Origin of the sequence: Duganella caerulea (assembly GCF_040362985.1) — a bacterium.
Lineage (GTDB): Bacteria > Pseudomonadota > Gammaproteobacteria > Burkholderiales > Burkholderiaceae_D > Rugamonas > Rugamonas vulcania.
Genome location: NZ_BPWJ01000022.1, coordinates 1 through 23758, shown reverse-complemented (window position 1 = coordinate 23758; position 23758 = coordinate 1). Strand labels below are relative to the sequence as shown.

The window sequence follows — 23758 nt, the reverse complement described above, 5'->3', positions numbered from 1 at the left end:
CCCTTCCCATCCCGAACAGGACCGTGAAACAACTCTGCGCCGATGATAGTGCTGCAACCAGTGTGAAAGTAGGTTATCGTCAGGCTAGTTATATAGAAGAGCCCCACCAAGCGATCTTGGTGGGGCTTTTCGCATTCCGTGGCCATTTGTTCAGCGCGGCACCGCCGCGCTTCACTATTAAAAAAGCCCCTTCTGGTGATCCAGTCGGGGCTTTTTTTCGTCTATACGTTGCCCGCTTGCGCGGGCGCACTGTTCACTCATCGGCTCCGAGGCAGTATTCGGTAATCTACAACCGAACGGAGCGTGGACATGGACGACAAACTGACTGGGCCGGTTACGGCCATCATCGATAAACATCGCACCACCATCACGCCCATGCTGGCGGCGAATGGCGGTGCCATCACCCGCACGGCGCTGCAAAACGACGCCGCCGTCCGAACCGTCGCCGGCTATTGCTATCAATTGCTGCCTGCCCTGATACGACTGGCCGTCAAGGAGCCGGCCTTCATCGAATTCGTGATGACGCACCGGGAGCAGCTGCTCAGTAAACTGGTGGAGCAGCCCGCCCAACAGCGCTAGGCGCCACGCTGCAAGTTGAGGACAAAGCTGACACCATCGACTTCGTTCTGCGCGACGATGGTGCCGCCCATCTTGGCCATGTAGGTGCGCGCGACAAACAGGCCCTGGCCACGATTACCATTGGCGCCGGATTCCGCTTGGTCCGATACGCCGTACTCGAAAATCTTGGTGAGCATATCGGGCGCTATCCGTGGCCCGCGATTGCGGATGGTGATGGCCGCGCCAGTATCGCCGGCCTCCAGCGAAATGGTAATCGCGCTTTCCTGCGCCCGATAGCGTTCCGCGTTGCGCAAAACGTGGGTGACGACATCCTCCAGCGAATACTCGTCGGCCCGCGCGGTCAGCGTTTCGCTTGGCCCCTGGAAGACCACATTCTGAATGCCGATGCACGACGCATTCTCGGCGACGTTCCGTAGAAACGCCGTCAAATCAATCTCGCTGACTTGCAGCTCGGATGACTGGAACGCTTCGCTCGGCGATGCGCGGCCATACAGAACACGGATCGCCTGCTGCATGCGACTGATGTAGCGATGGCTTTCATCTTCTGGCGAACCATGCAGCACCATCAACGACTGCAGTGGCGACATGATCTCGTGGCCAACCGCATGCCACATGTCTCGCTCCTGCTCCGCGCGGATGTTCTCGCGCTCGACGTCCTCGCGTACGCGGCGCAGCAGATCGTGCAGGCCGGTGGCGAGCACGCCCAGTTCATCTTCGCCGCGCAGATCGGCCAGGTCGGTTTCGGAAAAACCTTTGGCGGCCTTGACCCGTTCCCCGACGTCGTCCGCGCGCTTGATCAGCACCTTGATGCGGCGGATGATGCCGATCTCGATCACCAGCCACGCCAACATCAGCGCCGCCAGCATCGCACCGACAAACCATACGAGCCGGCTGGCCACCACGCTCAGGCTTTTGCTGACGCTGCGAACGTCACCCTTGAGCAGAACCTCGTAACTGCCGGCAGGCGTGGCGATGACCTCCTTTGCCTCCAGCGGAACATCATAGGCATCGACCGGCAGATGGCGAATCAGGGTCGTCACAAAATGCCAGGATTGGTCTTCAGGATCGACCGGCCCAACCAGCAGCGGCAGCGCCGCAGCCGGAGAGGCGCTATCCGCCAGCCGCCGGATCTGCAGGCTCTCCCCAGGCAGCAGCATGGGCTTCAAGTCCGCCAATGAAAACGCCGGCGCGCTCGGACCGGTGGCGCTGTCGAGCAGCGGCGCTCCATCGCCCGGAGGCAGCACCGCGATGTGGACATCGATGCGGTCCAGGTCTTCCGGCGGCCAGACAGGGCGGCGCTTCTCGAACAGCGCGTCCTGCAGCACGCCTACCGGTAGCCGCAGCGAGAAGAAAGCGCTGCGCGTGCAGCTGCTGTCATCGTCGGCGGCGGTTTGGTCGGTGCAGCGCGGATTCTGCCAGATCCATCCCCGGAAGTCCTTCACCGCTGGCGCCTTGGCCCGCGCCACATCGGCCGCGGCGAATCCGGTCAAGCGCCCGCGCATGCCACCGAAGCGGTGTCCCGGCGTTTGCGGTTCGGTGCTTTCCTCGAACGGCGCGATCCACTCGTATGTCTGGCCGCGCAGGCTGACCTTGACCCTGACGCGGTGCGCCTGGTCCACCACCTGGTCGCCGCGCGTATGCGGCACCAGTTGGGCGCCGTCGAAAGTACCTGCGACGTAAATGAAGCCGCCGGCCCAGGGGTTATTACCGATACCGACGCACAGCGAACCGTTGTTACCGTACTGCGCCAGGCAGCCGGACATCGCCACCGCCTGCTGCACCTTTTGCAGATCGTCGAAATCGAGCGCGGCGAATGGCAGCAGCAGTGGATGCAGCGCTTTGCCGGCGGTCGCTGGCTGAGGATTCAGCAAAGCCAGTTGTCCGGTCGGATGTCGCAGCGTGGCCGCCACCTGCACGCGGGTCTTGTGAAAACTGCCCTGGTAGTTCTTGTAGCTGAGCTGCTTCTCTTGCTGAAGCACAGACAGCGCCAGGCCCACCGTCGCCGCCATCAGGAAGACGAAGGCCGCGCGCAGCAGCAGCCGCAGGCGATAGGGGACGAGGCTGAGCCGGCGCCAGTTCACGATCAATGGCTTTCGGTGTCGGCCCAGCGGAAGCCACGCATGGGGATATTCTCGATGCAGGCGAAATCGGGATCGATCTCGCGGAAGGCGTCGCGGATGGTGCTGACATGCTTGCGGATGTTGTCGCGATTGCGCCCGCTCTTCACCACTTCGAATAGCTCGTCATAGGACACCACCTGGCCGCGCCGCGCGAACAGCGCCGCCAGGATGCGCTGCGCCGTCAGCGGCAGGTTGATGCGATGGCCGCGCCAGGTCGGTGTGCGCTGGCGCAGCGGGTCCATGCTCAGCTCATCGGCGGCATGCGCCGGCTCCGCTTTTTCCTTCACTGAACGCAAAATCTCCAGGAAGGTTTCGATGAAGTCGGATTCCTCGAACGTGGCTTTCTGCAGATAGTCCCAGGCGTCCAGCGCCTTCATGATGCTGCGGTAGATGGTGGCTGGCATCGCCGATACAACCAGCACCGGCGTGGCGTGCCGCTTGTTGATGGCGTTGATGATGGCGACGCCGGCATGGCGCTCGCGTCCCAATTCGATGTCGAGCACCACCAGGTCGTAGCGTTCGCGCGCGATGGCCGCCTCGGCGTCGTCGCGGCTGAACCATTGGTCGACCACGATGCCAGGCCGCGCCGATTCAATCCACGCCCGCAGCTGGTTGCTGGTCGGCAGATCGTCCTCGATGACGGCGACTTTGGCCATGTTGTACTCCACTGACTGTCAATGCGACGAGTATCCACGGTTTTACGCAAAAAGTCACAAACCGGCTGTGAGGATTTCTTCACAGCGCCGGAGGATACCGGGACGGCTGCGGCGTTGATACTTCCGCCACACCCGGCGCACCATGCATGTCAGGGATTAGCCCTTAAATCAATCAACCGGGAGTAGGTGAATATCATGGCGGAACGGATCAAGCGGATGGTGCAGGCAGTGCGCGCGGCGTTGAGCGGCGGCGCCGGCGCTGCGGTGAACGGCATGCGCCGCAATGGCGCGATGGTGGTGGCGTTGGGCCTTGCCGGCGCCGCTGTCTACGGTCTGGCGACGCATCCGCCGATCGCCAAACTGGCGCCTGGAAGCCTGGGCATCCGCACCAATCAGCTGACCGGCTCCGCCATCACCGTGCGCGATGGTGCGGTATTCCTGGTGCCTGGCGTGCACGTGTTGCGGCAGGTGTCGCTGCGCGACCAGGTGTACCGCCCGAGCGGCAGCGACAAGGCGCCGCTCCAGTCGGTTGAAGGTCTGGCGCTGGGCGTGGACATGTCGGTGCGCTATGCGCTGGATGTGAACCGCGTCGCCGCGATGGCGCAGTCGCTGCCGCCGGATATCAATGGCTCCATCGTCGAGCCGGCGGTGCAGGGCGTGATCTACAAGGTGTTCACGCGTTACACGGTGCGTGAGATCTTCTCGACCAAGCGTGCCGAGATCCAGCAGGCGATCGAGGCGGAGCTTAAACCCAAGCTGGCGGCGGACGGCGTCACGCTGCGCGGCATCACCATCGGCAAGATCACGCTGCCTGCAGAGTATCAGGCGGGCATGGAGAAGCTGCTGGCCGAGGAACTGGAAACGGAGAAGATGCGCTACACGCTGGAGCTGAAGGAGAAGCAGGTCAAGCAAACCGCCTTGGAGGCGGATGCGGAAAAAATTCGCCGTGAGAAGGCCGCCGAAGCGGCGGGCAATGAGCAGATCATCGCGGCCAGGGCGCAGGAGCAGGCGATGGCGCATGTGCTGCCATTCAAGGAGAAGCAGATCGAGCAGCGCAAGCTGGAGGCCGAGGCGGAGAAAATGGCGCGCATCAAAACCTCCGAGGGCAATGCCCAAGCGCGGGTTATCGAAGCCGCCGGCGAGGCCGATTCCCGTCGCAAACTGGCGGATGCGGAGGCCTATCGCCAGGAGCTGGTCGGCAAGGTGGCCGCCGCGCAGATGGAGCGCGAAGGTGATCTGATTACTCGCAATCCGCTGCTGATCCAGAAAACGATGGCGGACAAATTATCGGACAAGGTCTCGGTCATCATCGCGCCGTCGCCGACCGATGGCGGATTTATAGGCTCTGCGCTGCTTGGCGGCCAGCGTGGCAAGCAGCCGCGCCTGGCGACGGTCAGCGGTGAAGTTTCGGACGACGTCAAGGAAGGCCAATAATCATGTCGATGATTGCAGCCGCCGCCGTACTGGCGATCGTTACGCAGGACCAGGCCGCGCTGCGCGCCGCTCCCAAGGATGCGGCCCAGCAGCAGGCCGTCCTGTGGCAGGGTGATAGCCTGGAGATTCGCGGCGAGAAGCAGGACTTCCTGCAGGTCTACGACTATCGCCGCGAGCGTGCGGGCTACATTCGCGCCTCGCAGGTGCGCAGGGTTTCGCTGGCGCCGGCGGACGCGCCGGAATTGCTGTCGGTAGTGCGCTTCCTGCGCGATACGCCGGGAGCGGAATCGCTGGGCATCAGCTACGCGGCGGCTTACCTGAAGGCCGCTCCGGTCAGTGCGATCACGGCGGAACCCTTCGACGCACTGGGCACAATGGCTGAACGGCTGGCGCGACGCGCATCCGCCAAGCAGGGCAAGCAGGGCGATGCCACGATCGCCGCGCACCTGGAGGTGGTCGCCAACTACGGCGTCGGTATCCGCAGCTTTGAACGGGAGGGACGCATGCAATTATGCTACGACGGCGAAGCGTTTCGCCGCGTGCTGGCGATGCTGTCGGAGCCGCAGCAGCGCGCGACCGCGATACTCGGCTTGACGCGCCAGGAATGCGTGGACCCGGCATTGCGTCCCGGCGCTCGCGTGGCGCTTGACGACTGGCGCGCCGAGGTACTGGAGCGCGTGGACCTGAAGGATCTTGCGCCCCACATGCGTAACCGTATCCATATGCGACGCGCGGCGGTGTGGTCGTCGGTGGCTTTCGCCCGGGCGCGCAAGGGTGAGCCAGCAACGCAGCCGGCGCAGCGCGCGCTGGATGAACTGGGGATGGTCGATCCCGCCGAGCTGACCGAGGACGACGCGAGCGCTTTCGCCGATGCCGGCGTGCGCGTGGGCAGCATACGTTGGGCCGCCGCCAGCCCGGTGACGCCTTCCGCCAGCGGCTTGCATGTGCAGGCGATGGCAGGTCAGCCGGGGGAAACCTGCGTCGCGCTGGTCGATGCAAAACACGATCAGCAGCATGCGCTGGCACGCCGCTGCAGCTACGGCGTCGTATGGCCGGCGTCCGCGCAAGCCAACGCACAGAACACGGCGCTGTCGCTGGCGGTACAACCGATGGATGGCTGGCGCGAGATGTGGCTGTTCCACCAGACCAGCGCGGGCTGGCTGGTCGACGTGCTGCCGCCTGCCGCCGCCGATCCCGATATCGGCTATGCCGAATTCGCAGGCTGGGTGCCCGGCTCGCAGAACATGCTGGTGGCGCGGGAGGCCCGTGTTGACGGCAAATTCAAGCGCAGTTTCGAACTGGTGGAGATCAATACGCTGGCGACGCTGAAGACCGCCGACAAGCCTTCCTCTCTCAGCATGTTCTATCGCTGGCAGGACCGGGCCTGGAAGCGCCAGACCGTCAGCCTGCGTTGAACAGCGGGGGTGTGACAGCTGTTCCAGATTGGAGCAGGTGTGCGATGGATCAAGGAGGGAAATGCGTGGCATGGCATTTGCTCAATGGCTGTATATCACTCATTAAAACAGCCAGGAGACAACCATGCATCATCCATTCCGCATCTTCGCCATCGTGACCGTCATCGCTGCCGCGGCCACGACCTCCCTCTACGCCACCGCCCACGGCAACGTTGTGCCGCAGGCGGTGGACACCACCGGCCTGACGCCACTCGGCGAGAAATGGCTGGACCAGAACCCTTATCGCGGCAACAAGCTTGCGCTAAAAATAGGGACGTCCGCTTATAACCAGAACTGCGCCCGCTGTCACGGGCTGGAGGCGGTCACCGGTGGCATCGCGCCGGACCTGCGCCAGCTGGACCGCGATTGTACCGACGTCAAAAACGACAACAAGAAGAAGGCTTGCTACAAGGAGACCGACAACTACTTCCTGACCTCGATCCGGCATGGCAAGGTGCGCAACGGCGCCGTGTACATGCCGCCGTTCGAGGGCGTGTTCAATCAGGAAGCCATGTGGGCCATCAAGACCTATCTTGAAGCCCGCCGCGACGCCGCCAACTGATCGAGGAGCAGACCATGTCGAATTTTCGTTCGCGCGCAGGCGCGTTGCTTGCCCTCGTCGCTGCACTGCTGGTGGCCACCGCACCCGCGCATGCGGAGTGGGACAAGATCCGTCTATCCGGTTCGCTTAAGGTGGCGGTGTATGAACAGTTCGCGCCGTTCTCGGATCGGGGCGCCGGCATCGATGTGGAGGTTGCGCAGGCGCTGGCCTCGAAGCTTGGCCTGAAATTAAGCCTGCTGCCTTTTCCCGCCGGCGAAAACCTTGGCGACGACCTGCGCAACATGGTCTGGAAGGGGCACTACCTGGGTTACGGGCCGGCCGACATCATGCTGCACGTGCCGGTCGAGCCTCAGCTGATGAACGAAAACGGCAAGGTCACCATCTTCGCGCCGTATCACGTCGAGACGGTGCGGCTGGTGCGCAGTGCGCGCAGCATGCCGGTGTTCGACGGCATCGACGCATTGAACGGCAAGACCATCGGTGTCGAGAAGGTCTCCATCGCGGCGATGGTGCTGCTGGGCGAAGGCAATGGGCGCTTCCGCGACAAGGTGCGGATTTTCGACACCGCTGCCGAAGCGCTGGAGCAGCTCAAGGCCGGCCAACTCGACGCCGTGCTGGCCAACCGCTCGGAGATCGATTCGGTATTCCGCGACGATCCCGCTTTTCCGCTGAACGAGGTGGCGTTCCAGCGCCTGCCTCGCGCAGGGTGGGCGGTGGGTATGGCGGTGCGCAAGGACGACCAGGAAATGGCGCGCCTGCTCCAGGTGGCCGTCAACGACATGAAGGCCAGCGGCGAACTGCAAGCCATCTTTGCCCGGCACGGCGTGCACGAGCAGATGCCGTGATGCGCGGCTATTCGGTGGCAAGCGCCATGCTGCTGGCATGCGGCGCGGCTGCGGCGGTCGATGCCACGATGGTGGTCTATCCGGCTACCGCGATGCTGTCGGTGGATGTCGTCGGCGTCGCGCCCTTGCCCGGCCTGGGAGTGGACCGCAACCAGCTGCCGTACCAGGTGCAAACGGCAAATGCCGCCGAGGTGGGCGCCGCTGCCGGCCAAAACCTCAGCGAGTTCATGGCGCGCAATCTGACCGGCGTGAACGTCAACGAGGTGTCGGGCAGCCCGTTCCAGAACGATATCACCTATCGCGGGTTTCGCGCCTCGCCGGTGCTGGGCGCGTCGCAGGGCATTTCCGTCTACCTGGACGGAGTACGCGTGAATGAACCGTTTGGCGACGTGGTTAACTGGGACATGCTACCCGAGGCGGCGATCGGCAGTGTGATGCTGGCGCCGGGATCCAATCCTCTGTATGGCTTGAATACGCTGGGCGGCGCGCTGGTGTTGACCACCAAGTCCGGGAAAAATCACCCGGGCGCGGATCTGGGCATGTCAGGTGCCAGCAACGGCCAGCGTCGAGCCGACCTGGCTTATGGCTACGACAGCGGCGGGCGCTGGAATCTCTTCATCGCAGGTACGGCTTTCAACGACAAGGGCTGGCGCGATCATTCCGACGGCCGGCTGGCCAATGCCTACGTCAAGCTGGCCGGCGCCGCCGGCGACAACGAGTGGAGCATCGCGCTGCTGGCCGGCCAAAGCCGCTTGGTGGGCAATGGCCTGCTGCCCGATGACCTGTATGAACAAAACCGCCGCGCCGTCTACACCTCGCCCGACGAAACCCGCAACCGCTTGCGCCAGGTCGTCTTCAGCATGACCCATCGCTTCGACGACCATACGGAGTTGAGCACCGCCGTGTACGCGCGCAATAGCCGGCGCACCACCGTCAACGGCGACATCAACGATGCCTATGCCGGGGGCGATAGCCCTTACCCTGCCAGCTACAACACGACAGAGACCCGCCAAAGCAGCCAGGGATTCAGCGCCCATTTGAGCAAGGACGCCGGCCGACATCAACTCACCACAGGGCTTGCGTTCGACCGTGGCAGCGTCGCCTTCGCGCAGTACGAGCAGGATGCCGGCTTTGCCCCGGACCGCTCGGTCGTGCCGGATACGAATGCCGAACAGGAGGCCGGATCGTCGGTCAGCGGCCATTCGCGTACGGCCGGGTTGTATGCCGCCGACACCTGGGCGGTGGACACCGACACCTGGTTGACCGCGTCCGCCCGCTACAACCACGCGACGGTCAGCAACCAGCTGCGCCGCGACGGTGAGCCGCAGCCTGCCGAGACGTTCAGCTATCGCAAGCTCAATCCCGCCATCGGCATCGCGCGCCGAGTGGGTGGCGGCTGGACGCTGTTCGCTAATCTGTCGCAGAGCAACCGGGTGCCGACCGTGATCGAACTGGGTTGCGCCGATCCCGAACAGCCATGCCGCTTGCCGGTCGGTCTTCAATCGGATCCATACCTGAAGCAGGTCGTGTCGCGCACCGCCGAAGCGGGCGCCCGCTGGAAGGGCGTGCGCGGTGCGGCGGCGGTATCGCTGTACCGCACTGTCAACCGCGACGACATTCTGTTTCGCAGTGCCGGCATTGCACAGCAAGGCTACTTCTCCAACTTCGACCGCACACGCCATCAAGGCGCGGATCTGAGCGCGAGCTACCGGATCGGTGACTGGTCGGCGCGATTGAGCTACAGCTATCTGGAGGCCGTGTACGGCGCGGAAGGTGACCTGTACACCGGCACGCGCAACGTCCATGTGACGCCAGGCACTCGCCTGGCGGGGCTGCCGCGCAATACACTGAAGCTCGGCCTGGAGTGCAGCGCGATGCTGAACTGGTCCATCGGCGCCGACCTGACAGCTTTGTCCGATATGGCGACGCAGGGTAACGAGGACGGCAAGGCCGCTCCGGTATCGGCCGACTGGCGCGTGCGCGGCTACGTCCTGGCCGGCCTGCACGCCAGCTATCGGCCGGATTCGAAATGGGAGTGGTATCTGCGCGTGAACAACGCGTTCGATCGCCGTTACGAGACCTTCGGCGCCGTCGCTGCGGACATGTTCCCGAACGGCGCATTGCAGCAGCAGGGTGTCGGGGCCCAGCAATCCCGGTTCGTCGCACCCGGCGCGCCACGCTCTGTGGCGGCCGGTCTGCATTACCGCTTCTAGAACTGATACTGGGCGCTCGCGCCAACCAACCAGTTCCGTCCAGGCGCCGCTTCGTAATAGCGCTTGTTGGTGTCGCCGACGATCAGCGAACCGACATACTGCTTGTCCAGCAGGTTATTCAAGCGCACGAACTGTTTGAAGCGCCAGCCATGCCACTGTTGGTTGGCGTTGACGCGCGCATTGAGCACGCCATATCCCGGCGCCGCCTTGTCGGCGTTGGCGTCGTCCGCATAGATCTTGCTGCTGGCGACAGCTTCCAGTGCGGCGCCAAAACGGTTGGCGCTGTCCTTCCACGCCAGCTCACCGTAGGCGTTGGCATTCGGGATGCCGGGGAGGCGGCTGCCTTCGGCGACCGTGCCAAAGGCGTGGTCGTAGACCGCGCGCAAACTGGTCAGCGCCACGTGCGCGCTCAGGCCATGAGTCCAGGTGGTGTCCAGCGACAGCTCCATCCCTTGGCGCAGCGTGCTGCCAGCATTGCGATAGCTGGTACGGCCTCCAACGCTGCTGTCGACCACCAGTTCGTCGCGCGTGCGGACCTGGAATACAGCCGCATTGATGCGCGTCCCTTCACTCAGCCGCGCCTTGATTCCGGTTTCGAGATGGGTGCTCTGCGCGGCCTGCAAGCGGAAATTGAAGCCGCCGCCGGTACCGGAGTAGAACAGTTCATTGAGCGTTGGCGTTTCGAAGCCGCGCGCGGCGCTGGCGTATACGTTCAGCGCTGGCGAGAGGCGATACAACAGGCCAAGCACCGGCGTGGTGTGGTTGTATTCGAGGCTGCCGCTGTCATTGCCGTTGCTGAGGAAGCGATCGTCCACCGATATCTTCACGCTGCTGTGGCGCAGGCCCGCGCTCACCATCCATGCGCCGGACTGCCATTCCGTCTGCACGTACGGATCGAGGCTGGTGACCTTGTCGTTCTCGTCGCGGCGCAGCGCGCCCTTCACACCGAACTGCGTGCCGATGAAGTTCTCATAGCCCCGGCGCGCGTCGCTGGAGCGGCCATATTCCAGGCCGACGGTGGTACTAAGCTTACCGCCCGCCAGTTCGCCCACGTGCAGCCAGTTCAGGTCCGCGCCGTGGAAGTCGCGGTCGAAGTCGACCACGCCGCCGGAATGCGTGGCCGGCGCCTGGAAGGCTTTGGAGAAGGCCTGGTACTGGATTACGCCGCGATTGCCGCCGTAGGCGGTCATGCGCAGGCGGTCATCGCCGAAGCGCTGCTCCCAGCTGGCGCCGATCTGCTGGTGGTCGATGCTCTTGCGGGTGTTGTAATGATCGGCCAGCGTGCGTTTCGGATTCTGCGTATCGGCGGTATCGATCTCGCCGGCGCGTGGGTCGCGCTGATAGGTGGCCCAGGTCACTCCCAGCGCGTCCTGGGTGTCGTCCTGGCGCAGCGCGTTGCCGACGATGGTGAGGCTGGCGCCGGCCATCGGCGCCAGCGTCAGCTTGGCGAACGCCTGGTCACGGGTGGCGGCGCTGTGGGCGCGATAACCGTCCGTTTCGAAGCGGGATGCATCCAGTACGTAGCCAATGCCGGCTTGCTTGCCCTGCGCGTTCAGATCAGCTTTGCGGCTGCCGTAGCTGCCGGCGCTCAGCGCAGCTTCCACCGTTGGCGCACCTTCGCCGTCGCGTGTGAACATCTGGATCACGCCACCCGAGTGGTTGCCGTAGATGGCGGAGAAGGGGCCGCGCAGCACTTCGATACGCTCGGCCATATCGAGATTGAAGGTGGCGGCCTGGCCTTGGCCATCCGGCATGCTGGCCGGGATGCCGTCGGCGATCAGGTGCACGCCGCGCACGCCGAAGGCCGAGCGGGCGCCGAATCCGCGCGAGGAGATTTGCAGGTCCTGCGCGTAGTTCTGGCGGTTTTGCGCCACCAGGCCGGGGACGGCGGCCAACGCCTCGCTGGCGTTGACGCGTGCCTGGCTGTCGCGGATGCGTTCAGCGTCGACGACATCGATGGCGGCGGGCATGTCGAACACCGTGTGCCCGACGCGGGTGGCGCTGACCACCACCCCCGCCGGCCGCGCGGCGTCGTCGGCTGCGATGGCGCCGCCGCCCAGGGCAAACAGCGTGGCCACCGCGTTCAATTGGAAAAGTGCTTGCTTCATATTGTCTCCGTTTTGGTCTGTGTTATGCCGGACCACTAAGCAATATACCTGCCATCCCGGTTTTCCGGTGGCACGCCGATTGCAACGGTCATCGCATTTTCCAGAAAGGTGATCACCATGAACAGCCCTCGCATTCTGTCTTACCTGGTTTTTTTGTTATGCGGCCCCGCGATGGCCGCGCCCTTTGCCTATGTGCCGAACGAGAAGTCGGGCAGCATTAGCGTGGTCGATACCGCCACCGATTCCGTGCTGCGCGAGATCGCCGCAGGCAAGCGGCCGCGCGGCATCGCGGCCGATCCAGCCGGCGCGCGCCTGTACGTGACCGACGCCGCCAGCAACGCGCTGCTGGTGATCGATACCGCCAGCGGCGCCGTGGCGCGCCGTATCGCGCTGGGCAAGTCGCCCGAGGGCGTGAGCGCATCGGCGGACGGCCGATATGTGGCGGTGGCGGTTGAGGAGAGCAACAGCGTCACCCTGATCGAGGCGGGCACCGGACAGGTGCTGGCGGATATCGCCGTGAAAGGCAAGAACCCGGAGCATGCGGTCTTCAGCCCGGACGGACGCTGGCTGCTCGTCAGCGCGGAGGAGGCGGAGCAGGTCGACGTGATCGATGTCGCCGCCCGGCGCCAAACCGGTGCGGTGGCTGTGGGCTTGCGGCCGCGCGGCATGGGCTTCAGCCCCGATGGCGCCCGCGCCTATGTCGCTTGCGAATTGGCAGGCGCAGTGTACGTGGTCGACATGGCGACGCTGGCGGCGACGGTACGCATCCCGGCAGGGAAGAACGCCAACGGTATCGCCGTGCATCCCGGTGGCCGGCAGGTCTACGTATCGAACGGCGCGGATGCCAACGTGATGGTGATCGATGCCGCCACCAATACCGTCAGCGCCACCATTGCAGTTGGCAAGCGACCCTGGAACATGGCGCTGACGCCTGATGGCGCCAAGCTTTATGTGGCCAACGGCCGCTCCAACAGCGTATCCGTGATCGATACCTCCGCCGCGGCAAAGCGGGCGGATGTCGCGGTGGGCGAATTGCCTTGGGGTGTAGTGATCCGTTGAGACGCTGTTCCATCGGCAGACACCTGTTCCAAACCTGAACAGGTGTCACGGCACCGGTACAGCCCTCCGCCACCGCTTACCCCTGTATTTCAAGCGCGGCACGGGGAAAAGCGAAGCTGGCACGGTGCTTGCGAAAAGGAGAGCACGCAGTACCTACCGCCGCCTCACGCGGCCTCATAACCACAGCAGAAAGAGGACGACATGAATCTCGCAGACATCAGCAAATTGGGCGTTGCCAATCCATTCAAACAACGCTACGACAACTACATCGGCGGCAAATTCGTCGCTCCGGTCAAGGGCGAATATTTCGGCAATGTCACGCCGATCACCGGCCAGGTATTCTGCGAGGTGGCCCGCTCCACCGCCGAGGACATCGAGCTGGCGCTGGACGCCGCCCACGCCGCCAAGGACGCATGGGGCAAGACCTCGCAGACCGAGCGCGCCAATATCCTGAACAAGATCGCCGACCGCATGGAAGCCAACCTGGCGCTGATCGCCACCGCTGAAACCATCGACAACGGCAAACCTATCCGCGAAACCACGGCCGCCGATATTCCGCTGGCGATCGACCACTTCCGCTACTTCGCCGGCTGCATCCGCGCGCAGGAAGGCTCGGTCGCGCAGATCGACTCAGAAACCTACGCTTATCACTTCCACGAGCCGCTGGGCGTGGTCGGCCAGATCATTCCATGGAACTTCCCTATCCTGATGGCGGTATGGAAGCTGGCGCCGGCACTGGCGGCCGGTAACTGCGTGGTGCTCAAACCCGCCGAGCAGACTCCCGCCTCGATCATGGTGCTGCTGGAAGTGATCGCCGACCTGCTGCCGCCTGGCGTGCTGAATGTGGTCAACGGCTTTGGCCTGGAAGCGGGCAAGCCGCTGGCGTCGAACAAGCGCATCGCCAAAATCGCCTTCACCGGCGAGACGGGCACCGGCCGCCTGATCATGCAATACGCCGCGCAGAATCTGATCCCCGTCACGCTGGAACTGGGTGGCAAATCGCCGAACATCTTCTTCGAAGACGTGATGGACGCCGACGACGCCTTCTTCGACAAGTGCCTGGAAGGCTTCGCGATGTTCGCGCTGAACCAGGGCGAGGTGTGCACCTGCCCATCGCGCGTGTTGATCCAGGAATCGATCTACGAGAAATTCATCGAACGCGCGCTGGCCCGCGTCGCGGCGATCAAGCAGGGCAACCCCCTGGACGCCAGCACCATGCTGGGCGCGCAGGCCTCGCACGAGCAGCTGGAAAAGATCCTGTCGTATATCGACATCGGCAAACAGGAAGGCGCTGAACTGCTGGCCGGCGGCGGCCGCAGCATGCAGGGCGGCGACATGAAGGAAGGCTACTACGTGCGTCCGACCGTCTTCAAAGGCCACAACAAGATGCGGATCTTCCAGGAAGAGATCTTCGGACCGGTGGTATCGGTGACGACTTTCAAGGATGAAGCGGAAGCGCTGAGCATCGCCAACGACACCTTGTACGGCCTGGGTGCTGGCCTTTGGACGCGTGACGGTTCGCGCGCCTTCCGCGTCGGCCGCGCGATCCAGGCTGGCCGCGTGTGGACCAATTGCTACCACCTGTATCCAGCGCATGCGGCGTTCGGCGGTTACAAGCAGTCGGGCATCGGCCGCGAGAACCACAAGATGATGCTGGACCACTACCAGCAGACCAAGAACCTGTTGGTCAGCTACAGCCCGAACGCACTGGGCTTCTTCTGACCATGGACCACGTCATCGCCCGCGTTACGGCCACCCAGGCGGCGCTCGACCTGATCGCTCTCCTGCGCGGCCGCCACGGGCCGTTGATGTTCTTCCAGTCCGGCGGCTGCTGCGACGGCAGCACGCCGATGTGCTACCCGGCCGGGGAGTTTGCCATCAGCGACACCGATGTCTATCTCGGCAATCTGGACGGGACGCCGTTCTACATGGGCAGCGAGCAGTTCGAGTACTGGGAACACACGCAGCTGATCATCGACGTGGTTGACGGGAACGGCGGCATGTTCTCGCTCGATAACGGCACGGGCAGGCGCTTCCTGACCCGTTCGCGCCTGTTCAGCGACGAAGAGCTGGCGGCTTTAAGACCGCCCGCCTAGCAGCACACCGCGGCAAACCAAAACATAATAACTGGAGAAGATTGTGCAGAAAAATGTCATCGCAACGCTGGCGGGGATTTCCTTCCTGTCGCTGGCACAGGCGGCCGACGTCTCGTCGGCCATGCTGAAGAACGCGGCATCCAGCACCGACAGCGTGCTGTCGTTCGGGATCGGATCGGAGGGACAGCGCTATTCGCCGCTGACCCAGGTGAACACCAAGACCGTGGCGAAGCTGGTCCCGGCGTGGTCATTCTCGTTCGGGGGCGAGAAGCAGCGTGGCCAGGAATCGCAACCGCTGATCTACAACGGCAAGATGTTCGTTACCGCGTCCTATTCGCGCATCTTCGCGGTGGACCTGAAGACCGGCGCAAAACTGTGGAAGTATGAGCACCGTCTGCCGGACGGCATCATGCCTTGCTGCGATGTGGTCAACCGTGGCGCGGCCTTGTTCGGCAACCTGGTCATCTTCGGCACGCTCGACGCGCAGCTGGTGGCATTGGACCAGAACACCGGCAAGGTCGTTTGGAAGGAGAAGGTCGACGACTATGCGGCCGGCTACTCGATGACAGCCGCGCCGTTGATTGCCGACGGCGTGCTGTTGACCGGTGTCTCCGGCGGCGAGTTCGGCATCGTCGGTCGCGTGGAGGCGCGCAATCCGCTGACGGGCGAGTTGTTGTGGACCCGGCCCACCGTCGAGGGACACATGGGCTACCGCTACGACAAGGACGGCAAAGCCATCGAGAACGGCATTTCGGGAACGCTGAACAAAAGCTGGCCGGGCGATTTGTGGAAGACCGGCGGCGCCTCCACCTGGATGGGCGGAACCTACGACTCCAAGACTGGCTTGGCCTACTTCGGCACTGGCAATCCGGCGCCATGGAACAGCCACCTGCGTCCTGGCGACAATCTGTACTCATCATCGACGGTGGCGCTGGACGTGAAGACGGGCCAGATCAAATGGGCTTACCAGAACACGCCCAACGATTCCTGGGACTTTGACGGTGCCAACGAATTCGTCACCTTCGACATGGACGGCAAACGTTATGGCGGCAAGGCCGACCGCAACGGTTTCTTCTACGTGATCGACGCGAACAACGGCAAGCTGCAGAACGCCTTCCCGTTTGTGAAGAAGATCACCTGGGCGTCGAGCATCGACATCAAGACCGGCCGTCCCAACTTCATCGCCGCCAATCGTCCGGGCGATCCGACCAAGGGCGAGGAAGGCAAGAAGGGCAGCACCGTGTTCTCGGCTCCGGCCTTCCTGGGCGCGAAGAACCAGATGCCGATGGCCTACAGCCAGCAGACCGGATTGTTCTACGTACCCGCCAACGAGTGGGGCATGGAGATCTGGAATGAGCCGATCAGCTACAAGAAGGGCGGCGCCTACCTGGGCGCTGGCTTCACCATTCGTCCGCTGTTCGACGACTACATCGGCGCATTGCGCGCGGTGGATCCCAAGTCCGGCAAGATCGTCTGGGAGGTCAAGAACAACGCGCCGTTGTGGGGTGGTGTGATGACGACGGCGGGTGGCCTGGTGTTCTATGGCACGCCGGAAGGCTACCTGAAGGCGCTGGACGCGAAGAGCGGCAAGGAACTGTGGAAGTTCCAGACCGGCTCCGGCGTGGTCGCGCCCCCTGTCACCTGGCAGGATGGCGATACGCAGTACGTGGCGGTGGTCTCCGGCTGGGGCGGTGCGGTGCCTCTGTGGGGCGGCGAGGTGGCGAAGAAGGTCAACTTCCTTGAACAGGGTGGCTCGGTGTGGGTCTTCAAATTATCGGCCAAGTAAAAGATCTCTTGTAGTTTTTTGGGCGGCTTTGGCCGCCTTTTTTTTCGATCAGATTTTGAACAGTGCGATGGAACGCATGATCAGTTTTTGCACAAGGCCTTTGTCCATAAGGTCTGCTTCTCCCTGTGGCGATGCACGGGCACGCAAATTGCGATATGCGAGTTGCATCGCCCGATGTATGAAAACAATACTGGAGACATAAAAATGAAAACAATTCTGATGATCGGCGCACTGACCGCGACGGGTATCCAAGGCGCGCAGGCTGTCGATTTCAAGGCTGGGGAATGGAACGCATCAATAGGTGGGATCGTCAACGCCTACTACACGCAAGTGTCATGCAATGGGGACGCTGTCGGTGGACTGGCGCTGGGCAGCAAGGGGCTGGGCTGCGGTGGCGAAAATAATCGCACCACAATCGGCAATGGCCTGCTGCCGAATGGCCTCGTCACGTCGGCCACGTCGAAGCAGGGTGATTACGACATCAAGGCGCTGATCGGCATCTATAACGCCACCGCCACCGACAGCGCCATCGCGGTCAACAGCGGCGTCGACGTGCGCCAGGCCTACTTCACGTTCGGGAACGCTCAGATGGGCACCATCAAGCTTGGACGCGACAACGGCATCTTCGGTGCCGGCGCCATCTTTTCCGACATGACGCTGATCGGCGCGGGTGCGCCGGTTCAGGCGACGCAGCGCGGCCGTGTGACGCTGGGCCATATCGGCGCCGGCTACAGCTATGTGGGCTACTACGGCCAGATCGCCTACAGCGCGCCGAAGTCGGCGTCGGGCATTGGCTTCGACGCGGCGCTGGTCAGCCCTGTGGCCGATACACCTATCGTTGCGGCGCCGGTGTATTCGTCGAAATCGAGTCCGCAGGTGCAGGCGCAGCTCAGTTATGCGGTCGACGGTTTCAAGGGATGGCTCGGCGCCAAATCGCAGAAGTTCAGCGCCACCGCGCCGGGCGTCAAGGATTTCACGATGACCGGTATTGAAGCCGGAGCTTCGTATCAGGCCGGCCCGCTGGGTGTACTGGCTAATTTCCAGGGCGGCAAAGGACTGGGCATCCTGTCCGATGCCGACCAGGGCGATACCAAGTCCAAGGCCTACTTCGTGCAGGCCACCTATAAGACTGCGGACAAGGTCAAGGTTGGCCTGAGTTATGGCATCAGCCGTAACGACGACAACGCGGCGGGCACCGGTGGCCTGAAATCGAACGCCAACCTGACCTGCGGCGTGTACTACTCGATGACCAGCGCGATCACGCTGGTTGGCGAAATCGGCCAGACTCGTTCCAAAGGCTTCGCCGGCGGCGAGGGCAAGATGAACGGCGCCTCCTTCGGCGGTATCATCTTCTTCTGATGAGGGCCACGCTGACCTGCGTTCTGTGTCTGCTGGCCGGCGTGCTGGCGCTGGTGCTCGGCGCCACGCCGGCGCAGGCCGGCGTGCTCACGCGCGCCGAGATGGCTCGCCGTTTCCCCGCGCCGCTGATGGTGGGGGAACGCGAGGCCGATTTGCCGGTATGGCCGCTGTTTAAGCAGAACGCCACGGCGACCGAGTTGGTGGGCTATGTATTCGAGTCGATCGACCTGGCGCCGATACCAGGGTTTTCCGGTGTGCCGCTTAACCTGATGGTGGCGATCGATCCCAAGGGTACCTTCATCGGTGTCGAGGTGTTGTCGCATCACGAGCCGGTGTTCCTGGATGGGTTGGGCGAGGCGCCGCTCTACCAGTTCGTCAAGCAGTACAAGGATCTCTCGCTCAAGCAGAATATCAGCATCGAGACCGGCGGGCACCGCGTCCGCCATACCGACGCGGCACATGCGTATATCGACGGCGTATCCAAGGCCACGGCATCGGTGCGCATCATCAACCAGAGCGTGCTGGCCGCCGCTCTCAAGGTCTCACGCAAGAAGCTGGGCTTTGCCGCCGGCCGCGATCCCGATCAAATCGCGCGGGTGCGGCAGGACGTGTTTGAACCGCTGGATCTGAAACAGATGATGGCTGATGGCCTGGTTCAGCGTCTGCGTGTGAGCAATCGCGACATCGAATTGTTGTTCGCCGGCGGCCCGGGTGCCGGCCTCGATCCGCAAGCGCTGGCTCACCCGGACGATACCTTCATCGACCTGTACCTGGCCTTCGTTTCCGTGCCGTCGATAGGCCGGAATCTGCTGACGGCGGCCGGCTGGCGCAAGCTGCAGGGACGGTTGGAGGAGGGCGACCACGCGCTGATCGTGATGTCCTCCGGCCGTTACAGCGTCACGGGTGACGACTTTGTGCGCGGCAGTGTGCCGGACCGTATCCTGCTGCGGCAGGAAAAGCTGCCCATCGATATGCGCGACCTGGATCTCGATGTGAAGTTGGCCCTGCCGCTGGCGGTGGACAGCGTGACCATCTTCCGCGTGATCGGCCAGGCGGGGCTTGATCCGGCTTCGTCTATGGATTTCGCGCTGCCGGTCACGCGCAACAAGGGCATCGTCTATCCCGAGCGTATAACCCGCGAATTGAATCTGCGTTACAGACTACCCGAGCACCTGTTGACCAAGGTCGAAGACAACAGCAAGTCCTGGCCGGGTATATGGAGCGCGCGGCGCTGGGAGCTGGCGACGCTGGCGGCCGGGCTGGCGGTGTTGAGCGTCGCGTTGAGCATGCAGAAGCGCCTGACGGCCAAGGGTCCGCGTTTCAACTGGTTCCGCCGCGCCTATCTTGTCTTCACCGTGGGCTTTGTCGGCTATTACGCGCAGGGCCAGCTTTCAATCGTCAATGTCACTGGCGTGGTGCAGGCGTTGTGGGCGCGGCGCAGCCTGGAGTTTCTGCTGTTCGATCCGATGACGGTGGCGCTATGGGTATTCGTGCTGGTGTCGTTGCTGGTGTGGGGGCGTGGCACGTTCTGCGGCTGGTTGTGTCCTTTCGGTGCATTGCAGGAGCTGACGGGGAAGCTCGCGCAGTGGATGCACATACCGCAGTTGCGCATCAGGCGTGGAGCGGACGCGCGGCTCAAGTACCTCAAATACGTGGCGCTGGCCGGAATTGTCGCCAGCGCCTTCTTTTCCAATGAGCTGACGGACAAGCTGGTGGAGCTGGAACCGTTCAAGACCGCGATCACCCTGAGCTTCGTGCGTAGCTGGCCATACGTCGCATACGCGGTGGGGTTGCTGTTGGCCAGTGGCTTTGTCTATAAATTCTTTTGCCGTTACCTGTGTCCTTTCGGCGCCTCGCTGGCGCTGCTGGGCAGGATTCGGCTGCTTGACTGGATACCGCGCTATAAAGAATGCGGCACGCCGTGCCAGACCTGCCGCCACCGCTGCGACTATCAGGCGATTTCGCCATCCGGCGCCGTGGCGTATGACGAGTGCTTCCAGTGCATGGATTGCGTCGTGATCTATGAGAGCGACGAGAAGTGCGCGGTACGCATCCTCGAGATCAAGCGCCATCGCACCATACCGATCCAGCCCGCCGCAAGGAGCAGCATATGAAGAGACGTACGTTTATCGCCAGCGCCGTCGGAGCGATCGGCGGCGTGTCCGCCTGCGCATGGCGTGGGAGCGACACGCTGCACAGGGGCGCAGCACTGGCCTTCGGCACGACGATCTCGATCTCGGTGGTGCACGAAGATGCTGAACTCGCGGGGCGCGCGATTGCCGATGGCTTGAAGGCGGCTCAGACCATCGATCACCTGATGAGCATCTACCATCCTGGCAGCCAGGTATATCAGCTCAACCGCGACGGCATATTGGCCCGTCCGGATGCGCGTTTGCTGGAAGTACTGAACCAGGCGGCACAGCTGTCGCATTTGAGCGCGGGCGCCTTCGATGTGACCGTGCAGCCTTTGTGGCGGCTGTATTCCGAATCTGCGGCGCGCGGCGGGCTGCCTTCCGATGCGGAGCGTCGTCGGGCGCAGGCGCTGGTCGGCTGGCGTCAGCTGGAGATAGGTGATGCCGCCATCCGGTTCCGCAGGGAGGGTATGGCGCTCACCCTGAACGGTCTGGCGCAGGGTTACGCGGCGGATCAGGCGTTGGCGGCGGTGCAGGCGCATGGGATACGCCACGCATTGCTCGACACCGGAGAGTTTGTCGCGCGCGGCCGCCAATCCCTGAGTCACCCGTGGATACTGGGCGTGCGTGATCCGCGCGATGCCAATGCCTTGGCGGCGACTTTATATGCGCAGGGGTGTAGCGTCGCCACCTCTGGGGATTACGAATGCACCTTCACGCCGGATTACAAGCATCACCATATCTTCGATCCGGCGGCCGGTGATTCGCCGGACGAACTGGCGAGTGTTACGGTACTGGCGCCGAATGCGATGCTGGCGGATGGCCTGTCCACCGCATTCATGGTCATGGGGTGGGAGCGGGCCAGCGCACTCGCATCGCGGCTGCCCGCCGTCGATCTGATGGCGATCGACAAGCAGGGGCGCGAGAAACGGTCCGCCGGCTTTCCTTCGGACGCTTGAGGATGCGCTGCTCGTTACTTCAAGTTCGGCACCTTGCGGTAGATGGTGTTACGCGATACGCCAAGCGCGCGCGCCGTCGCCGAGACGTTGCCGCCGTGGGCTTCCAGCGATTTGAGGATGACTGATTGCTCCATCTCCTCAAGATTGGCGCCGCTGGCGACGATGCGCTCGGCGCGAATGTCGTTGTTGGCGACCGGCGATTGCTCGATATCGTCGAGGAAGTCGTCAGGCATGTGTCGAAGGCAGATTTCATGCTCGTCGCCGGCCATCACGATCGCGGTGCGCAGCAGATTGGTGAGCTGGCGGAAGTTACCCGGCCAGCGATGGCGCCGGAACAGCTGCAGGATCTCATCGGACACGTGATAGCGGCCGTTGTTCGACTCGGTGGACAGAATCTTCTTGACCACGGTCTCGAGATCGGTACGCTCGCGCAGCGGCGGCAGCTTAACCACCAGGCCATTGAGGCGGTAGTAAAGGTCTTCGCGGAACAAGCCCTTGGCCATGCGGTCGCGCAGATTGTGGTTGGTCGCGCAGATCAGGTCCACGTTCACGGGAATGGATTTATCGCTGCCCAGCGGCGTGACCATGCGCTCTTGCAGCACTCGCAGCAGGCGTGCTTGCAGGCTGAATGGCATGTCGCCGATTTCATCGAGGAACAGAGTGCCGCCATTGGCTTGCAGGATTTTGCCGGTTGCGCCCTTCTTGCGCGCGCCGGTGAACGCCCCGTCTTCATAGCCGAATAGTTCGGACTCGATCAACGTCTCGGGTATCGAGGCGCAGTTCACCGCGACGAAGGGGCTCATCCCGCGCGGCGAATCGTTGTGGATCGCCTGCGCCAGCAGCTCCTTGCCGGTGCCTGTCTCGCCCATGATCATGATGGGGATGTCGCGCCCGAGGACGCGGGTGACTTTTTCGATCACCAGCTCCAGTTGCTGGTCGCCGGTGCGCAGGTAGCGCAGGCCGGACAGCCGGCGTGCGGTGGCCGCCGCCTGGTTGGCCGCCACCGAGGCATTGGCTGGCGGAGCGCGTTCGGCGGTCAGCGATTGCTGGAAGACGCTGTTGGATAGCCGCAGCTGCGCACGCCCATATACGCGCACGCCACTGTGCATGCACAGGTTCAGCAGGCCGGGAGACGCCGTGCGATAGTGATCGTACAGCGCGGACACCGGCAGTCCAAACAGGGAGCTGAAGGTATGCGATTGCAGCGCGGCGAAGGGGAGCCCCAGCTGGAACAAGCCATTGCGATTGGCGGCCAGGAAGCGGCCACCGGGGCTGAATGAGGCGATGCCCTCCATGAGCGTACCAATAAACTCAGGACGCGCATGGAAGTGCAGCGTGATCGCTTCTTCGAACGTCGCGGAGAACAGCTGGTTCTCGATCATCAGCGCGGACATGCGTACCAGCGCCATGGTGTGTTTGTGATAGCTGCGCTGGTCGCCGGAGACATCGAGCACACCGACCACATTACCCAGGTGGTCGGAGATGGGGGCGGCCGAGCAGGTGAGGAAGTGGTTGGCGGACAGGTAGTGCTGGTCCGCGTGGACCAGTGCCGGCGAGCGTTCCGCGATGGCGGTGCCGATGGCGTTGGTGCCGCGACTTTGCTCCGACCATGCGACGCCAGGCTGCAGGGCTACGCGGCTGGCCTTTTCCAGGAAGTCGTCGTCGCCCAGCGAGTGGACGATGACACCCTTGGCATCCGTGAGGATCACCATATTGTGCGTGTTGACGATTTGCTGGTACAGCGTCTCCATCGCCGGAATGGCGTGGGCGTGCAGCAGGCGGTTCTGTTCTATGAGCAGTGACAGATCGTTGTGTGCCAGCGGGCTGTAGTCGGGCGGGGACTCCGGGGATAACCCGTACTTCTGCGATCGCTGATGCGATGTCTCGATGATTTGCGGCATATTGTCTGCCCACGCCTTGCATGCGGGTGCGGTGTTCAGATCTGGAGCAGTCTGGCGTTCCATATAGGTCTCTTTGTCTCCGGCGGCCGTTATCGGCTCTGCTTTGCCTGCAAGGGTGTTCCATAATGTAGCACCTGTGCAGAATGTGAGCAAAAGCTGCGCGTTAAGCTGTTGCTATCAGGGGTATAAGCAAACAGAGTGCCAGCGAAAAATAAACCTTGGCAGTTCCATCGGGTCTTTGCTATAGTTCGCCCCCTCGCAGAACACAGCACATGTTGCTAAGTGAAGCGAGAAAAAAACAGGCTTGACGAGATAAACGAAACACTTCATAATCTTGCCTCTTCGCTGATGAACACAACGCTTCTTCAGCAAGCAGTACCGAATAAGTTCTTTAAAAATTAACAGTCGATAAGTGTGGACGTTTGATGAAAGTGCACAGCAGACTAGTTCTGCTGATACTTAAAATATCAAATGTTCACAAGAAGTAATGAAATA

Annotated in this window: 17 protein-coding genes; 13 read left to right on the top strand and 4 right to left on the bottom strand. The window is 63.0% G+C overall.

Annotation, left to right across the window (positions count from 1 at the left end; all coding sequences use genetic code 11):
* Window positions 1-309 precede the first annotated feature (309 nt).
* A complete protein-coding gene (locus ACUJB0_RS31385; RefSeq protein ID WP_444848683.1) occupies window positions 310-579 on the top strand; it encodes a hypothetical protein in 270 nt (89 codons plus the stop codon).
* On the opposite strand, the gene ACUJB0_RS31380 is transcribed toward ACUJB0_RS31385, so the two are convergent.
* Together ACUJB0_RS31380 and ACUJB0_RS31375 are read right to left on the bottom strand one after the other, a co-directional pair.
* Window positions 576-2660 carry a sensor histidine kinase gene (locus tag ACUJB0_RS31380; RefSeq protein ID WP_444848686.1) on the bottom strand — a complete coding sequence of 695 codons (2085 nt, stop codon included), beginning with the start codon at window positions 2658-2660 and terminating at the stop codon, window positions 576-578. The two genes, ACUJB0_RS31385 and ACUJB0_RS31380, sit on opposite strands and share 4 nt — an antisense overlap.
* 2 nt (window positions 2661-2662) lie before the next feature.
* Window positions 2663-3355: a response regulator transcription factor gene (locus ACUJB0_RS31375; RefSeq protein WP_444848682.1), complete on the bottom strand. Its 693-nt coding sequence runs from the start codon at window positions 3353-3355 to the stop codon at window positions 2663-2665.
* 195 nt (window positions 3356-3550) lie between these two features.
* Here ACUJB0_RS31375 and ACUJB0_RS31370 point away from each other — a divergent pair, with 195 nt between their 5' ends.
* The 5 genes from ACUJB0_RS31370 (at window position 3551) to ACUJB0_RS31350 (ending at window position 9863) form a co-directional block, all read left to right on the top strand.
* Window positions 3551-4789, top strand: coding sequence for an SPFH domain-containing protein (locus ACUJB0_RS31370; protein ID WP_444848681.1), 1239 nt, complete (start codon window positions 3551-3553; stop codon window positions 4787-4789).
* Window positions 4790-4791: 2 nt separating this feature from the next.
* Window positions 4792-6204 carry a hypothetical protein gene (locus tag ACUJB0_RS31365; RefSeq protein ID WP_444848680.1) on the top strand — a complete coding sequence of 471 codons (1413 nt, stop codon included), beginning with the start codon at window positions 4792-4794 and terminating at the stop codon, window positions 6202-6204.
* A 124-nt stretch (window positions 6205-6328) separates the two neighbouring features.
* A complete protein-coding gene (pedF, locus tag ACUJB0_RS31360; protein WP_117015869.1) occupies window positions 6329-6805 on the top strand; it encodes a cytochrome c-550 PedF in 477 nt (158 codons plus the stop codon).
* A 14-nt stretch (window positions 6806-6819) separates the two neighbouring features.
* Window positions 6820-7650, top strand: a complete 831-nt coding sequence (locus ACUJB0_RS31355) for a substrate-binding periplasmic protein (protein WP_444848679.1) — start codon at window positions 6820-6822, stop codon at window positions 7648-7650.
* Entirely contained in the window at window positions 7650-9863 is a 2214-nt protein-coding gene (locus ACUJB0_RS31350) for a TonB-dependent receptor (RefSeq protein WP_444848685.1), read from the top strand. Before ACUJB0_RS31355 ends, ACUJB0_RS31350 begins: the two co-directional genes overlap by 1 nt.
* Here ACUJB0_RS31350 and ACUJB0_RS31345 read toward each other — a convergent pair.
* On the bottom strand, window positions 9860-11971 hold the full coding sequence (locus ACUJB0_RS31345; RefSeq protein ID WP_444848678.1) for a TonB-dependent receptor family protein: 2112 nt from the start codon (window positions 11969-11971) through the stop codon (window positions 9860-9862). The genes ACUJB0_RS31350 and ACUJB0_RS31345 overlap by 4 nt on opposite strands.
* A 117-nt stretch (window positions 11972-12088) precedes the next feature.
* Between ACUJB0_RS31345 and ACUJB0_RS31340 the strand changes: the two genes are divergently transcribed.
* The 7 genes from ACUJB0_RS31340 (at window position 12089) to ACUJB0_RS31310 (ending at window position 21362) form a co-directional block, all read left to right on the top strand.
* Window positions 12089-13030, top strand: coding sequence for a beta-propeller fold lactonase family protein (locus ACUJB0_RS31340; protein WP_444848677.1), 942 nt, complete (start codon window positions 12089-12091; stop codon window positions 13028-13030).
* 201 nt (window positions 13031-13231) lie between these two features.
* Window positions 13232-14752 (top strand): aldehyde dehydrogenase, encoded by a 1521-nt coding sequence (adh, locus tag ACUJB0_RS31335; protein WP_161086886.1) that lies wholly within the window; start codon window positions 13232-13234, stop codon window positions 14750-14752.
* A gap of 2 nt (window positions 14753-14754) precedes the next feature.
* Window positions 14755-15126 (top strand): DUF779 domain-containing protein, encoded by a 372-nt coding sequence (locus tag ACUJB0_RS31330; RefSeq protein WP_161086885.1) that lies wholly within the window; start codon window positions 14755-14757, stop codon window positions 15124-15126.
* An 85-nt stretch (window positions 15127-15211) separates the two neighbouring features.
* Window positions 15212-16912, top strand: coding sequence for a PQQ-dependent methanol/ethanol family dehydrogenase (locus ACUJB0_RS31325; RefSeq protein WP_444848684.1), 1701 nt, complete (start codon window positions 15212-15214; stop codon window positions 16910-16912).
* Between the two features lie 204 nt (window positions 16913-17116).
* Window positions 17117-18271 (top strand): porin, encoded by a 1155-nt coding sequence (locus ACUJB0_RS31320; RefSeq protein ID WP_444848676.1) that lies wholly within the window; start codon window positions 17117-17119, stop codon window positions 18269-18271.
* Window positions 18271-20385, top strand: a complete 2115-nt coding sequence (locus ACUJB0_RS31315) for a 4Fe-4S binding protein (RefSeq protein ID WP_444848675.1) — start codon at window positions 18271-18273, stop codon at window positions 20383-20385. The genes ACUJB0_RS31320 and ACUJB0_RS31315 overlap by 1 nt, the downstream gene beginning before the upstream one ends.
* Window positions 20382-21362: an FAD:protein FMN transferase gene (locus ACUJB0_RS31310; protein WP_444848674.1), complete on the top strand. Its 981-nt coding sequence runs from the start codon at window positions 20382-20384 to the stop codon at window positions 21360-21362. Before ACUJB0_RS31315 ends, ACUJB0_RS31310 begins: the two co-directional genes overlap by 4 nt.
* Before the next feature lie 14 nt (window positions 21363-21376).
* Here ACUJB0_RS31310 and ACUJB0_RS31305 read toward each other — a convergent pair whose 3' ends face one another.
* Window positions 21377-23326 carry a sigma-54-dependent Fis family transcriptional regulator gene (locus ACUJB0_RS31305; protein ID WP_444848673.1) on the bottom strand — a complete coding sequence of 650 codons (1950 nt, stop codon included), beginning with the start codon at window positions 23324-23326 and terminating at the stop codon, window positions 21377-21379.
* Between the last annotated feature and the right edge of the window lie 432 nt (window positions 23327-23758).